Below are 16,057 nucleotides of genomic sequence, written 5' to 3'. Positions count from 1 at the left end.
CGAAATTTCATTGCGTATAATGGTTCAGCGTGAAACTCAAACATCAGGGTTTTGCGCCTTTTTTATTGCGCAGGGCCCGCAACAAAAGAGGTTAAAATGGACTTTTACATGAAACTCCCGCGCGGCAAACGCGAATTCACCCTTTTTCTCGTGACGCTTTCGATTATCTCGATGAACATCATCGCGCCGCTCATCACCTGTTTCGAGATGGGCTTTAGCATGGAAAGTTGGGCGCACGTATTCCCGATTATGCCGATACTCTGGCCGTGCGTCATCGCGACAGTTCTTGTCACGTACAAGCCTGCGGCATTCCTGACTTCAAGGCTCACGCAGAAAGGCGACAGCTTCCACGCAGTGATTACACTCAACATCATGTGCACGGTTTTCCTGATGTCCATCATCTTGACGATTATAGGTACCTGGGTCGGAAACCGCGAAATTACAATGGAGCCGCTGGTAAACTTCTTTTACAAGTGGCCTCGCAACTTTGCCATTTCGCTTGCGGTAGAAATCTTGATCGCGCAGCCGATTGCCCGCCGCGTGATGCTAGGCCTGCACAAGTACCGCGACGCACGCCGGGAAGTCGCTGTTTCTAACTGAGTCGTAAATAATTTTATCTATCTTTTCGATCGTGACAGGCATCGAAGAACAATTCAACGGCAAGAAACTTCTTGTCAAGAAGCTCATTCCTTTCGGGTTCACGAAGGAAGGGTCTAACTATGCGCTCGTCCGCGAAATACTTGGCGGACAGTTCCGTCTTGAAATCAGAGTGGGACGAGGCAAGAAGGTTTCAGTCAAGGTCTTCGACAACGATTCCGGCGAAGAATATCTACTGTTTTCAGTGCTTTCCGTGCAGGGGGCCCTCGTGGGCCGCATCCGCAAAGAAGTTTCCGTAATTACGGATAAATTCATCAGCGAATGTTTCGAGACGCAGATTTTTAAAAGGAAATCAGCGAACGACCTGATTGGCTACGCGGAGCAAAAATACGGAGACAAGCCCGAATATCTGTGGGAACGGTTTCCGCAATTCGCCGCCATCCGCAAACACGAAAACAAGAAATGGTATTGCCTATTGGGGACTGTCGAAAAGTCAAAAGTTGGCCTCAAAGGCGACGAGATTATCGAAGTGGCGAACTTCAAGATAGTCCCGAAGGAATTACCAGGACTCCTGAAAAAGCCCGGCTACCTCCCCGCATACCACATGAACAAGAAAAGCTGGGTAACGGTCATCCTTGATGGAACGGTGCCGCTAACCGAAATCAAGAAATTGCTGGATAAAAGCTATACGCTGGCGTGAAAAAGCGGCCCGCAATTCGATGGTCGCTTTTTGTTTTCTGAAGTGGCGAAATTTATATTGCTTGACAATGCCACATTGTTTATGTATATTGTTTTCGTAATTAGACAATCCCTGCGACAGTCGGCATAGACCATTCGGTCCGTACGTGCATCCGCGGTGGGGTCCATCAACCTTCTTGTTGATGCTGTTGGATAGCTGGCAGGAACACGACCTGCTCGAGTTCACCCCTTCGGGGGTGGCAGGTAACGCCGGGGAATACCCCCGCCAACAACATCGCAAGATCATCCCAAACATTCAAAAATAAACAAAGGCGTAATGCGTTCTGTATTCACAGGCGCATTCCTGCTAACATGTTGAGGGCTTACTTCAACAAGGAGTTTTTATGTTCGAAGAAATTTTCGGAAAATTTAACGGGGGGCCAAACCCGGGCAATAACAACGGCATTGGGGATTTCGCCAAGACCCTGGAAGAAAAGGACGCTGAAATCAGACGGCTCAAGGAAATGGTTTTGCGGTGTCCGAAATGCGGAACAAAACTTCGTTATCCAAGGGGGTAAAATATGGAAAAAGTCCATTCTGGGAAAGTTTTAAGGTCACAATTTGTGACCTCCAAATTGTCGAATGCGCAAATCGCAAGCAAAATCGTGGTGATTCGCGAAGTGCAGGTAATTATTGATAGAGATATCGCCGAATTGTATGAAATAGACACCAAGGTGCTAAAACAATCTGTAAAGCGAAACATTGAAAGGTTTCCAGAATCTTTCTGTTTTGAACTTGATGGTGACGAATTTGCAGATTGGAGGTCACAATTTGTGACCTCCAAATCTGACCAAAAAGGGTTGCGTTATGCCCCCTTCGCTTTTACAGAACAGGGTGTCGCCATGCTTTCGGCTGTGCTTCGCAGCGAAAGGGCGATCAAGGTCAGCATTGAAATCATGAACGCTTTCGTGCAGATGCGACATTACCTGCGCGGCAACATCGCCATCGCAAACCGCCTTGACGCCGTAGAAAACAGGTTTAACGCAAGACTTGTTGAACACGACATCAAATTTGAAAAGATTGACGAAAATTTCTCGAAAATCTTCAATCAGTTGGATGCTTCGCCCCAAAGGGCGAAGGAGGGTGTATTCTTCAAGGGGCAAATCTTTGATGCTTACGCCTTTTTTCAAGACATCATAAAGACTGCAACAAAAGAAATTGTCATTATTGATGGTTATGTTGACTTGTCTGTTTTGGAAAGGCTTGCAGTAAAAAAGAAGAGTGTTGCTGTAAAAATTTTCACGCACCCGAAAGCAGAATTGCAAAAAATTGATGTCGACCAGTTCAACACGCAATACCCGACCGCAGTTATGGACTTCACCAAAAAGATGCACGACCGATTCTTGATTATCGACAATAAGGAACTGTATCATATTGGTGCGTCGCTTAAGGATTTAGGCAAGGCGTGTTTTGCGTTTGAAAAAATGGAGGATGCAAAGACATTAATCCCGGCGATTCTGGCCGCATTATAAAAGGCGGCCTGCAATTTGCAGGTCGCTTTTTGTTTAATGTTGAATTCACTTTTACTTCAAGTTCGTCTTGAAGAATTCGTTCAGCTTTTCGAAGGGGATTTTTTCCAGGTTGTCGTAGAGGTCCACGTGGGAGGCTCCGGGGATAACGAGGAGTTCCTTGTTGCCGACGGTCTTGCTCCAGTTCTTGGTGGCGTCGAGTTTTGCGGGAACGTCCGCCTTCTTGCCGGTCATCTTTTCGAATGCGCCTTCGCCGAAGTAGCGGCTGTGGGCCTTTTCGCCGTGGATGATGAGCACCGGGTTACGGATTTCGTCGGCGTATGCGAGGAGCTTGGTGTTCATGAGCGAGGTGCCTGCGGAGGCGGCCCAGCCCTTGTTGCTGTTGAGGGAGCGCTTGTGGTAGCCGCGCGGGGTCTTGTAGTAGGCGTAGTAATCCTTGACAAAGTAAGGAGCGTCGTCCGGGAGCGGGTCCACCACGCCGCCGGCCAGGTCGTACGAACCGTTCTTGAAATCCTTGGTGCGCTGGGCCATCAACGCCTTTCGGGCTTCGTTACGGGCGTCGGCGTTGTTCGCGGCATCGAAGTAGCCATTTGCGGATACGCGGCTCATGTCGTACATGGTCGAGGCAACCGTCGCCTTTACGCGGGTATCGATGCCGGCAGCGTTAATCGCCATGCCGCCCCAGCCGCAAATGCCGATGATGCCGATGCGTTCCGGGTCAACGTTGTCGCGGGTCGAGAGAAAGTCCACGGACGCCATGAAGTCTTCGGTGTTGATGTCCGGGCTGTTCATGTAGCGCGGCTCGCCGCCCGATTCGCCGGTGAAGCTCGGGTCGAATGCGATGGTCAGGAATCCGCGTTCCGCCATCTGCTGGGCGTAAAGGCCGCTGGACTGTTCCTTGACGGCACCGAACGGGCCCGAGATTGCGATGGCGGGAAACTTGCCGTTCACCTTGAGGCTCGTGTCCTTGGGCACGAACATGTCGGCGGCGAGTTCAATGCCAAAGTGATTCTTGAAAGTGACCTTGGAATGTTCGACCTTGTCGCTCTTGGGGAATACCTTGTCCCATTCGGCGGTGAGCGTGAGCTTGTTCATATTTTCTTCCTTTGTCTGTTGTGCTGCTTCTGTTGCCGATGCGGCGGCTCCTTGTGCAGCGTTGTTTTCTTTTTCGGGGGTGCACGCCATCAGGGTGCATGCGGAAACCACGGCAAACGCCGCTTTTAAGAATCTGGATTTCATGAGTTATCTCCTTGTGGTTAAACTTTCTTTCCCATGGCGAACGCTTTTTTCAGGAGCGCGGAATTCTTCTTGACGTCGCCGGCGCTTTCGGCACCCGTGGCGCAGAGGGCGCCCTTGAGCTTCACGCCATCGAAACAGGCTATCCACCCGCCAATGCCGCGCTTCGCGATGTTCATGGCCTTCGCGTCGGTGTCGGCGGCAGAAGTGAGCAGGTAAATCTCGCGGAACTTGTAATCGCTGGAATAGAGGGAATTCGCGCGGTCGAGCATGGTCTTGAGCTGGCCGCTCATCTCGTAATAGTAAATGGGTGTGGCGAACACGATGACATCGGCCGATTCCATCTTCTTGGTGATGGCGGGAGCATCGTCCTTGATGACGCACTTGCCCTTCTTCTGACAAGCGAGGCAGCCCATGCAAAAACCGATCTTCTTGCCACGCAGCGACTCGAATTCCACCTTGTTGCCCGCCTCGGCGGCACCCCTCGCGAACTCCTGCGCCAGGGTTTCGGAGTTGCTACCCTTACGCAAGCTGCTGGACAAGACCAATACTTTTTTCATAGGTTCCTCTCGGTTGAAGTCTTTACATGTCCAAATATACCTTCATTTTTTAGATATTGCAAATACTTTGTTTTCATAACTAGATATGCTTATAAGGCATAGAAAGTGTGCTTTCACAAGCCTTAGTTATTCCTTTCGGGCTTTATTTTTACGATTTCATACCTGCGGGGCTTGAATTTTATTAGTTTTCGCGTATGGAACTTCGAGTTTTGCGGTATTTTCTGGAGGCGGCGCGGTTGGGGAATGTCTCGCGCGCGGCGGATAATCTTTGCGTGACGCAGCCGACGGTGAGTCGCCAGCTCAAGGAGTTGGAGGAGGAACTGGGCGAGAAGCTTTTCGAGCGCACGAATTACGCGATTCGGCTGACGCCTGCGGGGGAACTCTTGCGGGAGCGTGCGGAGGATATCCTTTCGATGGCGGACAGGACGGTGCAGGATTTCAAGTCGCTGAAGGAAGACGAGGTGGTGGGTGAAATCGCCATTGCCTGCGCGGAATCGCGGAACGTGAATTTTCTTTCGAAGTGCATCGCGATTCTCCGGGACGACTATCCGAAGATTAAGTACAACTTATATTCAGGCGACAGCGAGCGCGCCCTGGAAAAGCTGGACAAGGGCATTTTTGATTTCGCGGTGGTTGTAGACAACGTTGATTTGGAAAAGTACAACTGCCTTGCGGTGCGTTCGGTGGACCGCTGGGGCGTGGTGATGCGTCGCGACGACCCTTTGGCCAAGCGGGATTTTATTGAGCCGAAGGACTTGCTCGACAAGCCGCTGATGGCATCGCGCCAGGCGATGGTGGCGGATTTGCCGAAGTGGTTCGGCGACGATATTTCAAAACTGAACGTGATTGTGGGTCTGGATCTTTCGTACAACGGTTCGGTGCTTGCGAAGGAGGGTACGGGCTACCTGCTCACTTTCGATGGCCTTGTGGATACGAGCCGCAGTTCGCGCCTGTGCTTCAGGCCCTTGATGCCCGAGCTCACCACCAACATGTACATCATTTGGCGGCGGGGCCAGCAGTTCACGCGGGCGGGCGAACTTTTCCTCGACACGCTCCGGCACGTGCTGGGGGAATAAAAAAAAGGAGATCATTCTCATGCTTAAAATTGAACAATATAATACAAAGTATATCAACGACGCGATTGAAATCTGGAACGACATTGTCGAAGACGGCATCGCGTTTCCGCAAATGGATTTGCTTGACCCGCAGACGGGCGACGCGTTTTTCAAGTCTCAGTCATTCACGGGAATCGCTATCGATGCAGATTCCGGCGAGGTCGTGGGGCTGTACATTCTCCACCCGAACAATGTCGGGCGCTGCGGGCACATTTCAAACGCGAGCTATGCGGTGAAGAAGAACAGGCGCGGCCAGCATATCGGTGAATTTCTCGTGAAGGATTGCCTTGCGAAGGCGAAGGAAATCGGCTTCAGGATTTTGCAGTTTAACGCGGTCGTCGCGACAAATACGTCTGCATTGAAGTTGTACAAAAAGTTAGGCTTTACGCAGCTCGGCGTGATTCCCAAGGGCTTTTTGCTCAAGGACGGGAGCTACGAAGATATTATTCCGCATTATATTGAAGTTTAATTCAAGTGCTTTTTGATCATTTCAATTTGGTTTTTTAGTTCCTTACAGCAATTCCTCGTGCGTCTCGAAGAGTACGTTGGGCTCTACCGGCTTCCACGACAAGCGAAACGGAGCCGCCTTCGGAAGTCATGACCCATTACTTCCTATTTTCTGCCGCCCAGATCATTTCTTCAAGAGTTTGGTAAAGGTGGTCCGGATTGATGGGTTTGGAAAGGTGCGCATTCATGCCCACCTGCAGGCTCCGCTGCACGTCTTCGTCGAAGGCGTTTGCCGTGAGCGCAATAATGGGAACCTTCTTGGCGTCATCGCGATCCAGCTTGCGGATGGCGGCTGTCGCTTCCAGGCCGTCCATTTCGGGCATGCGCACATCCATAAGGATGGCATCGTAATAACTTTCGGGATGGTCGCGGAACATTTCCAGGGCCTTGCGACCGTTTACGGCCAGTTCCACCTGCAAGTCCCGCATCTTCAGCACTTCCATCATGATCTGCGCGTTGACATCCATGTCTTCGGCAAGGAGAACACGCTTTCCGGCAAGTTCCGCCTTGTTCTTCGCAAGCGAGGTGTGTTCCTTCTTGCGCCGGAGGGCGTTCTTGAATTCGTCCAGCAGGATTCCCGAGAACAAGGGCTTAGAAATGAAGCAGTCCACGCCGGCTGCCAGGGCCTCGTCCAGGATGTCGTCCCAGTTGTAGGCCGTCAATATGATAATGGCGGACTCGTCGCCGGTCACCTTGCGGATTTCGCGCGCCGTCTCGATGCCGTTCATCTCGGGCATCTGCCAGTCAACCACAATCAGGTTGTAGGGCTCGCGTCTCGCGTGGCGGAGTTTCGCCATCTCCACCGCTTCCTTGCCCGTAAGCACCGTGTCGGTGAGGATTCCCGCCTTGCCGAGCACGAGTTTCGCGTGCCCCAGGGCAATCTCGTCGTCGTCCACCACCAGCACGCTCATTTCGCTCGGGTGGATTTCGATTTCGTCGTCGGTCGCCTGCTTGCGCATGCTGTCGTTGAGGGTGAGCGTCACGCAGAACGTGGTCCCCTTGCCCTTTTCGCTTTCCACATCGATTTTACCGTTCATCATGTCGACGATACCCTTGGTAATCGCCATGCCGAGGCCACTGCTGCCGTACTCGAAAGCCGTGGTGGCGTTTTCCTGGGTGAACGTGTCGAAAATCTTGGGCAGGAATTCCTTGCTGATGCCGATACCGGTATCGCTAATCTTGAAGACGAGCGTGGACTTGTTGTCGAACGCAGCAATCTTTTCCACGTTGAGGTCGATGTTTCCGCCCTTCGGGGTGAACTTGACCGCATTGCCCAGGATGTTGATGAGAATCTGGCGAATCTTGGTGACGTCGCCGACGTAGTAGTCGTCTAAGCTGCCCGCCACATGGCACGAATAGTTCAGGCCCTTGGTGCGGCTCTGGTCGTCGATGATGGTGTTCACCTGCTCCAAAAGCTTGGGGAACGAGAATTCTTCGCTATTGATCTTCGTGCGGCCACTCTCAATGCGGCTCATGTCCAGAATCTCGTTGATGAGGCTCAGCAGGTGTTCTGCGGAGGAGCCGATCTTTTCCAGGTAGCCGCGCGTCTTCGACGAAATCTCGGGTTCGTGCAGCGCAAGGCTGTCGAGGCCGATAATCGCGTTCATGGGCGTGCGGATTTCGTGGCTCATGTTGGAGAGGAATATGGTCTTTGCCTTGCTCGCCTCTTCTGCCGTCTTGAGGGCGTCAGAAAGGGCCTGGTTCTTGGCAAGGGAATCGCGCATTTCCTCGTCGATATCGGAAAATCCGAAACCTACAATGCGGAGCGGTGCATCCGGGGCGTCGCCGGCATTGTGCACGCCCGCCATGCGCAGCATTTCGTAGCTCTCCTTGCCGCCATGGTTTGCCAGGTAGCGCAAGGTATAGATTTTGTTCTTCGCGACACCCGCGCGCACGTTTTCGGGCTGTATAAAGGCGAGGAACTTTTCGCGGAATTCCGGAGCGACGAACTTTTCGGCATAGGTTGAAAAATTTTCCAGGTAGCCGATTTCGTCCCCTTCCTTGAAGGGCGCGGGAACGGAGCCGTCCTTGCGGTAGCATATCGCCATTCCGGTATCCAGGTTCAGGTAGTAGACGCTGCGGTACTCTGACGCAAGCGCGGTAATCATGTTACGCTGTTCGTTCCTCTTGCGTTCTTCTTCAACTAACTTCTGCTGGAGCGCAAGCTGTTCTTCCAGTTTTTCCTGCTTGATGCGGCTTTCGGCATCGGCCACCTCTTTTTCTAACTTGAGTTGAGAGGTACGCCTGATTTGCATGAAGAGGAACAGGAACACGGTCAAGAGCACTAGCGCGATAATTCCGGATAGCAGAAGGCTGCGTTCCAAAATGTCTTCCGAAATGGAACCGATTTGCTCGGAGATGACGCTTTCGCGGATAAGGTAGGTCAGCATCCAGTCCGTAGAATGGATGGGAACATAGTACATAGTTTCACGGATGCCGTTATACTCGAAGGAAACGACGCCCGCCTCGTGGTTCGCGAAGTCGGAGCGCATCTTTTCCATGGAGAACCCCTTTTCGAAGCTGGCTTTTTCCATGGCGGCAAGCAGATTGTCGCCGCTCGCAAGCCCACCTAGCACCAGGTTCGTAAGCGAATTGCCTGCCTTCGAGTAGATGTTGCAAAATGTAATTCCCTGCCGGTCGGATTCCAGCGAAATACCTTCCAGCATGCGGTTCATGTCGATTTCCATGAAGCACACGACCAAAACCCGACCATTAAAGGCAAGACGGTCCACAGGCACGGCAATGACAACAGTCTTCTTTTCTTCACTGTTTTTCTTTAATGAAATTTCGGATTTTGCCAGGGTCCTGTAATCGAAATTGTAGAGGTCAATGTCGGTGCGCGTACCGCGGGATGTGTAGATGAGACCCGCAGTGTCCACGAAGGCGAACTTTTCTAGACCGTACAGTTGCTTCATGCGGAGCTGGTAGCTCTGCAAGCTTGCGGTACTTGCGAGGTCTTCTTTTGAAAGCAGGCCCACGGCCACATCTAGGTCGTTGATGTAGCCGTTCAATTTCGACGCCACCACCTGTTCGCGGCGGTTCGCGAGTTCGTTCATAAAGAGGAGCGTCACGTTGCGTACGGCCTTTTCCGTTTCCCCGCTCGCGTGGCGACCCGTGAAGATTGTCCCCAGCACAAGGATGATAACGATGATGGGGGCCACGATAGTAGCGACACCAACAATTCCGATTCTTTTTTTCGTTTCCATAACATTGTCCTGTTAAAGCTTTACCGCACCCACTGCGCAAGTGTTTCCGTGAGCATGCCGACATCGATGGGCTTTGCCAAGTGCGCGTTCATTCCTGCTTCTTTCGACTTCTTGAGGTCATCGCCAAAGGCGTTCGCAGTCATGGCGATAATGGGAACTTCCGCCTTCTTCTTGTCGGAGAGCGCTCGAATCTGGCGACTCGACTCGCAACCGTCCATCACGGGCATCTGGATATCCATGACAATCCCGTTGTAGTAACCGGCGGGGTTCTTCTCCACCATCTCGACCGCCTGTTTGCCGTTTACCGCCATCTCGACCTTGAACCCGAGACTTTCGAGAATAATCTTTGCAAGCTCGCGGTTCACTTCCATGTCTTCTACCAGCAATAGGCGCATATTCGTGAAATCCGCCTTGGCCGCGATGGAGATATTGCGCTTGCCACTTTCGGGAGCCTCCGTGCCTGCGGCTGTCTTCAGTACCACATTCACGAAGAATTCCGTCCCTTCACCGACCTTCGATTCGAACCTAATGGTCCCGCCCATCAGTGTCACGACGTTCTTTGCAATGGCAAGCCCGAGGCCCGTACCCTGCACTCCGCTGATGGTAGAGACGCGTTCCCGCTCGAAGGCATCGAACACGCGGTCTACAAACTCGGGCGAAATGCCGATACCGTCGTCCTTGACGCGGATTTCGAACGCGGCCTTGCCCTCTTCGATGCATTCCCTTTCGGCGAGAGTCACGGACACGTGCCCGCCTTCCGAAGTAAACTTGAATGCGTTGCTGACCAGGTTCAGAATCACGCGGTTCATGCGGTTCCTGTCGCAAAGCACCACCGGGTTCCTGAGGCCGTCGTATTTCACGGCAAAGGCGATGTTCTTGCCCACCATCTGCGCCTCGAACATGTCGCGGATTTCCTCCATCATTTTCCGCAGGTCGGTGGGCCGCTCTTCCAGTTCCATCTTCCCGATTTCGATACGGCTCATTTCGAGCATGTCGTTGATGAGGGCCATCAGGTACATGTTCGAAGAATCGATCTTGGTCAGGTATTTCTGGATTTGCCCGGGAGTCGCCTCCGGTTTGCGCGCCAGGTTAGTGTAGCCGATAATGGCGTTCATGGGCGTGCGCAGGTCGTGGCTCATGTTCGAAAGGAAAATGGTCTTTGCCCTGTTGGATTCCTCGGCGATATGCTTTTCGTGGTCCAGCTTCTGTTCGCGTTGGCGTTGTGTGCGGTAGATGTTCACCACGATAAAAATACACAGGATAATGAAGAGCGTTTCTACCAGGTTATTCTTCAGCTGGGAATCGCGGACAAGGTCCATCTGCTCTTCCATGAAGTCCTTTTCCTGTACCACCTGGGCTTCGGTCATGGGAATATGCATCTTTTTATGCAGATCCGTATGGAACTCGGTGATATGCGCGATGACATCCTCGGTTTCGTCGTTAGTGACCTGGCGTTCCCACATCACCGCCGAGAACAGCAATATGAACAGCATGGTCACCCACATGATGGCCGACTTGCCGAAACGGTTCTCCTGGTCGCGCATGAACACGGCCCTGTATACGATGAACCCCACAATGCTCCACGCCATCAGAATCATGAAGGATTCCGTAGCGATGGTGTTCATGTTCCAAAGCGTCGGCGTAAGCGGGAAGAAAAAGAAGAAGGCGGATATTACGACACCCAGGATTCCGGTAAAGTTCAGCACTGTCTTTTGTCTGCCGGTTTCACTGCGGGCAATTTTCACTATCCCCGCAGAAACATACAGATAAATGATAGATGCACTGATGGAGGTGATGTCCACAATCCAGCCGATGGCCGTTCTCCCGAAGAACGGAATAATGCAGGAAAGGAGCATCACGTAGATAATGCCGTAGTTGGTGGCGCCGTGACGGTTGATATGCCCGAACCAGGACGGCATCACGGAATCTTCGGCGAGGCTCAGGAACATGCGCCCGATTGTTCGGTAAAGCCCAAGAAGGCTCGTGGAAATGGCCGCCGTGATGGTTATGGCGAGCACAATAAGGCCGCCGTTGCCGAGGGTCCTGAAAACGGCGTGGAATACCGGGACGGCATCGATTCCCTTGAAGTTTTGCAGGTTGGCAAAATAGGTTTCCCAATTGCCGGATCCTGCAGGGTTTGCCGAAACCGAAAGAAGAGCTATGAGGGCGTAGACAATCGCTCCGGTTGCAAGAGCCGCCACCATGATGGCGAAACCGTATTTTGGCTTGAAGTCATAGGTGGAAGAGGCAAAGCTCACCACGCCAAAGCCTACAAATGCCCAGGGGGCAAGCACCAGCACGTTCACGATCTGCATCAGGGGGGAATGGTCCTTCGCGACTCCCGCCGTCGCAAAGGCCGGGCCCATATCCGAGAAATCAATCCCGCCCTTGCAGGCAATAATTGCAAACAGGCCGACCACACCGCCAAAGAACAGGAGCGCAAGCACCGTATTCACCAGGCGCAGCACGTTGGTGTTCCTGCAACTGATGAACCCGAACAGAAGTATAATTGCAAGCGTGGTAAACAGCTCGCCTGCCCAGACCTCGTAGCCTATGATGGTATAACTGAAGCCCCTTTGCAGTACGGGTCCGAACAAGAAGCGAATAAACAGCACAAAGGCCGACATATTGGCCCACAATACCGCCAGGTACGCAAGGGCCGTGGCCCAGGTGCAAAGGAAGGAATGGTCGTAGCCGAAAAGCTGCTTGGTAAAGGAGAATACGCTCCCCGTGCCGGGAATGCGGTTCATCATGATGTGGAAATTGTAGGCGACAACACCCATCAGCACGGCGCCAAGCACAAGGGCGATAACTGTTCCCAGGGGGCCCGCAATCGGCAGGAGCGTTGTCGCGGGCATCACGAATGCACCCCAGCCTACGGCACAACCGAAGGAGAGCGCCCACGCACTCAAAACGGACAATTTTTTGTGTTTTTCAGACAACATAACGCTACACCCTTATCCACTTCTGCAAAATTTTCGCAAGTTCCTTGAAATCTATCGGCTTGGAGATATGGTCGTTCATGCCGACTTCCTTCGCCTTGCGGATATCGTCGGCAAAGGCGTTCGCGGTCATCGCCACGATGGGGATTCTCCTTGCATAGGTCGTCATGGCCCTGATGGCCGCAGTCGCCTGGTAGCCGTCCATGTTGGGCATCTGGATATCCATGAACACCAGGTCGAATTCACCCTCGCTACTGTCCGCCATCCGTTCCACGGCCGCTGCGCCATCCATGACCCATTCTATTTCGAGCCCCGTCATCTGCAGTACGTTCTTCGCAATTTCCGCATTGACCGGGTGGTCTTCCACCAGCAAGATGCGCTTGCCCTCGAACTTGAGGTCTTCCAGATTCTTGAGCGGGTCTTCCTTGTGGGCTTCCGCGTTCTGCACGTCCACAAACTTCAGGTAGATGGTAACGGCAATGCGCGAACCCTCACCAGGCCTGCTTTTCACCTGGATGTCGCCACCCATCATGCGCACAAGGCTCTGCGTGATGGTCATGCCCAGACCCGTTCCCTGGATTGCTGCCGTCTTCTTGTCGTTTGCACGCGTGAACGGTTCGAACAGGTGCTTCTGGAAATCCTCCGTCATGCCGATGCCGTTGTCTTCAAAGACAAATTCGTAGCAGGCGACACCATGGGCGTTGGTGGGCCTTTCCGCCACCGTGAGCGAGATGGTCCCGCCATCGGGAGTGTACTTGATGGCATTGCTCATCAGGTTCACGAACACCTGCTGGATGCGGTGGCTGTCGCCGATGACGTTTTCGTGAATCACGTCCGCGATGTTCACCGTCAAGGTGTGGTGGTGGCTTTCGAGCTGCGCCTTGGTCATGGCAAGCAGCGTATCCACGAGTTCCGAGAGGTTGAAGTTCTCCTCGTTCAGTTCCACCTTGCCCGACTCGATCTTGTTCATGTCGAGCACCTCGTTGATGAGCGAAAGCAGATGGCTCGAGGCTTCCGAAATTTTCTTGAGGCAGTCTTCCACGCGCTCCCGGTCGTCCAGGTGGGCCGTCGCGATTGCCGTCATGCCGATAATCCCGTTCATGGGCGTGCGGATATCGTGGCTCATGCTCGAAAGGAAGTCACTTTTCGCCTTGCTGGAGGCATTCGCCGTGTCAATGGCATCGCGCAGCACCTGCTGTATTTCCTGGTCCTTGCGCACGTCATCGTCTACATCCTTGAAACCCGCCACGATGCCGGTCTTGCCATTGGGGAGCTGCACCTGTGCAAACTCGATGCGGTAGTACCGTTCTTCGCTCCCGACGATGCGTTTGAACCCCACGCCGAACACCTTCTTGCTCGTGGTGTTCGCCACAATGTTTTCAAGCGTCAGTTCCTTTTTCAGGCGCTCCCTGTCCGACGGGGCAACATAGTTGTTGATGTAGTTCGCCTTGGCGTCCTCAAAGGTGAGTAGCTCCAGAGCCTCGTTGGTGGGTCTCGCGTGGATGCTGCCTTCGGAAGTATCGACACGGAATAGCGAGAAACTCCCGGTCGCAATGTCGTTGATGAGCCATACGGCGTAGTACGCGCGGCTCAGCGCATCGATAACTGCAGTAAATACAGCCTTGTCCGCCTCCATCTGCACGCGCTTTTCGGTAATGTCAGAAATGAACACGTAGAAGAGTCCGCCGTACACATCGGAGTTCACGTAATGGCCGTAGTCGTCAAGCCAGCGAACTTTGCCATCCTTACGGACAATACGGTATTCCACGTAGTCCAGGTTGCCTTGGCTCTTTTCGATCTGGTCCACAATGGAAACAGAAACCTTCTCGTAGTCGTCCGGATAGAGCATCCCCTTGAAGGTATAGCCCGTAAGCTGCTTGAACTCTTCAAGTGTTTCGCAGCCGAAAATCTTGAACACGGCCTTGTTCGCGTACAGCAGTTCCTCGTTGCCAGTCGCCTTGTAAATGAAAAAACCGCCCGGCATGTCTTCGCCGATCTGCTCGATAACTTGCAAAGCCTGCTCGCTCAGGGGAAGGTGTCGACCGAACATGGGAACCTCATTTTCTAGTAGTTCAGTTTTAAAAATATCTAAAAAAAACACTTTGTCGCCGTTCCCAATGCTTTTTTTACTGTTTTTACATATATTTATCTACGGATACAAGGAATTTTTCAAATGAAAAAACTACGCCAGATCACTACCATCAAAAGACACGTCCTTATCGTAGACGACGAGGTGGTAAACCGAGAAATCCTGGGTAATATCCTTTCCGTGAACTACGACGTCGAATATGCCGATAACGCCAAGGAAGCCCTCGCAGCACTCTCCAGGCAAGACAAGCGGTTCTCGCTTATCCTGCTGGACCTGCTCATGCCCGTGATGGACGGGTTTGAATTCCTGAAAAAAAGAGAAACCACCGAAACACTCAAGCGCATTCCGGTCATCGTGATGACCTCCGAAAAGGAATCCGAAGTCAAGAGCCTCAAGCTGGGCGCCGCCGACTTTATCGCGAAGCCCTTCGACATGCCCGAAGTGGTGCTCGCCCGCTGCGAAAGAATCATCGAACTCTTCGAAGACCAGGACATTATCCGCCAGACGGAGCGCGACCATGTTTCGGGTCTCTACACCAAGGACTACTTCTTTGAATACATCCGCCAGATAGAACTGTGGAGCAGGGACATCCCGCGCGACGCAATAGTATTTGACATCGAACAGTTCCACCTGGTGAACGAATTTTGCGGCAGGGACTTTGGCGACCGCCTGCTTGCAGAAATCGGTAGCGCGCTCAAGAATGAACTCGCCCCCATGAACGCCATCGCCTGCCGTGCAGACGCGGACACGTTCTATATCTTTGCGACGCACCAGGAAAGCTACGACAACATCCGCAACATCATCCAGGGAATTCTAACGGATTTCTTTGAGGTGAATCACATGCGAGTGCGCTTTGGCCTGTGGGAAAACGTGGACCGCAACGTGGAAATCGAGGCATGGTTTGACCGCGCGAAGGCCGCCTGCGACAAGAACCGCGGCGACCCGACCCAGGCGTTTACCCGCTACAACAACGAGATGCATTCCCGCTACATGTTCGAGGAAACTCTCATCCGCGACTTGCAGAGCGCCATAGACAACAAGAACCTGATTGTCTATTACCAGCCGAAATACAACATCGAAGGAGATACACCGCGGCTCACCAGTGCAGAAGCCCTCATCCGCTGGATACACCCGACACTCGGATTCATAAGCCCGGGCGACTTTATTCCGCTGTTCGAAGGGAACGGCCTTATACAAAAAGTAGACAACTTTGTCTGGAACGAAGCCGCAAAACAGATCCGCAAATGGAAGGACGAATTCGGCGTGACGGTGCCCGTTTCCGTGAACGTGTCCCGCATCGACATCATGGACCCGGAACTGGAAACGAAACTTATGCGGCTCCTCGATGAAAACGGCCTTTCCCCGGAAGAATACATGCTGGAAGTGACCGAGAGCGCCTACTGCGAGAACATGGAGCGCCTTATCGAGGTCATCGAGAACCTGCGCAAGAAGGGATTCCGCATCGAGATGGACGATTTCGGTTCCGGATACTCCTCGTTGAACATGATTACCACGCTGCCCATCGACATCCTGAAAATCGACATGTCGTTCGTGCGCAACATGGAAAAGGACGAACGCAACCTGAAGCTCGTGGAACT

General features: G+C 52.8%; 12 protein-coding genes. 7 read left to right on the top strand and 5 right to left on the bottom strand.

The features are described from left to right. The first annotated feature begins 96 nt into the window (after positions 1 to 96). The 4 genes from ACKI61_RS01945 (at position 97) to ACKI61_RS01930 (ending at position 2,807) form a co-directional block, all read left to right on the top strand. Positions 97 to 600, top strand: coding sequence for a hypothetical protein (locus ACKI61_RS01945; RefSeq protein ID WP_407456127.1), 504 nt, complete (start codon positions 97 to 99; stop codon positions 598 to 600). Positions 601 to 631: 31 nt separating this feature from the next. After that, entirely contained in the window at positions 632 to 1,297 is a 666-nt protein-coding gene (locus ACKI61_RS01940; RefSeq protein WP_407456126.1) for an MmcQ/YjbR family DNA-binding protein, read from the top strand. A gap of 382 nt (positions 1,298 to 1,679) precedes the next feature. Continuing rightward, a complete protein-coding gene (locus ACKI61_RS01935) occupies positions 1,680 to 1,853 on the top strand; it encodes a hypothetical protein (protein ID WP_407456125.1) in 174 nt (57 codons plus the stop codon). A gap of 90 nt (positions 1,854 to 1,943) precedes the next feature. Continuing rightward, positions 1,944 to 2,807 carry an ORF6N domain-containing protein gene (locus tag ACKI61_RS01930; protein ID WP_407456124.1) on the top strand — a complete coding sequence of 288 codons (864 nt, stop codon included), beginning with the start codon at positions 1,944 to 1,946 and terminating at the stop codon, positions 2,805 to 2,807. A 51-nt stretch (positions 2,808 to 2,858) separates the two neighbouring features. Here ACKI61_RS01930 and ACKI61_RS01925 read toward each other — a convergent pair whose 3' ends face one another. Both ACKI61_RS01925 and ACKI61_RS01920 read right to left on the bottom strand, forming a co-directional pair. Continuing rightward, entirely contained in the window at positions 2,859 to 3,989 is a 1,131-nt protein-coding gene (locus ACKI61_RS01925) for an alpha/beta hydrolase (protein WP_407456141.1), read from the bottom strand. Between the two features lie 71 nt (positions 3,990 to 4,060). Next, entirely contained in the window at positions 4,061 to 4,600 is a 540-nt protein-coding gene (locus ACKI61_RS01920) for a flavodoxin family protein (RefSeq protein ID WP_407456123.1), read from the bottom strand. Between the two features lie 194 nt (positions 4,601 to 4,794). Here ACKI61_RS01920 and ACKI61_RS01915 point away from each other — a divergent pair, with 194 nt between their 5' ends. Beyond that, on the top strand, positions 4,795 to 5,676 hold the full coding sequence (locus tag ACKI61_RS01915) for a LysR family transcriptional regulator (RefSeq protein WP_407456122.1): 882 nt from the start codon (positions 4,795 to 4,797) through the stop codon (positions 5,674 to 5,676). A 19-nt stretch (positions 5,677 to 5,695) separates the two neighbouring features. Continuing rightward, positions 5,696 to 6,184 (top strand): GNAT family N-acetyltransferase, encoded by a 489-nt coding sequence (locus ACKI61_RS01910; RefSeq protein ID WP_407456121.1) that lies wholly within the window; start codon positions 5,696 to 5,698, stop codon positions 6,182 to 6,184. A 136-nt stretch (positions 6,185 to 6,320) separates the two neighbouring features. Here ACKI61_RS01910 and ACKI61_RS01905 read toward each other — a convergent pair whose 3' ends face one another. The 3 genes from ACKI61_RS01905 to ACKI61_RS01895 are packed head-to-tail and all read right to left on the bottom strand — an operon-like array spanning position 6,321 to position 14,420. Next, positions 6,321 to 9,428: a response regulator gene (locus tag ACKI61_RS01905; RefSeq protein WP_407456120.1), complete on the bottom strand. Its 3,108-nt coding sequence runs from the start codon at positions 9,426 to 9,428 to the stop codon at positions 6,321 to 6,323. A gap of 20 nt (positions 9,429 to 9,448) precedes the next feature. Then, on the bottom strand, positions 9,449 to 12,373 hold the full coding sequence (locus ACKI61_RS01900; protein WP_407456119.1) for an amino acid permease: 2,925 nt from the start codon (positions 12,371 to 12,373) through the stop codon (positions 9,449 to 9,451). A 4-nt stretch (positions 12,374 to 12,377) separates the two neighbouring features. Beyond that, positions 12,378 to 14,420 carry an ATP-binding protein gene (locus tag ACKI61_RS01895; protein WP_407456118.1) on the bottom strand — a complete coding sequence of 681 codons (2,043 nt, stop codon included), beginning with the start codon at positions 14,418 to 14,420 and terminating at the stop codon, positions 12,378 to 12,380. Between the two features lie 123 nt (positions 14,421 to 14,543). Between ACKI61_RS01895 and ACKI61_RS01890 the strand changes: the two genes are divergently transcribed. Next, the coding region (locus ACKI61_RS01890) for an EAL domain-containing protein (RefSeq protein ID WP_407456117.1) at positions 14,544 to 16,057 on the top strand (1,514 nt) is incomplete at its 3' end.

Source organism: Fibrobacter sp. (assembly GCF_045601785.1).
Classification (GTDB): Bacteria; Fibrobacterota; Fibrobacteria; order Fibrobacterales; family Fibrobacteraceae; genus Fibrobacter.
Note: the sequence above shows the minus strand (reverse complement) of the source record. Positions and strands in the feature narration are given on the sequence as shown.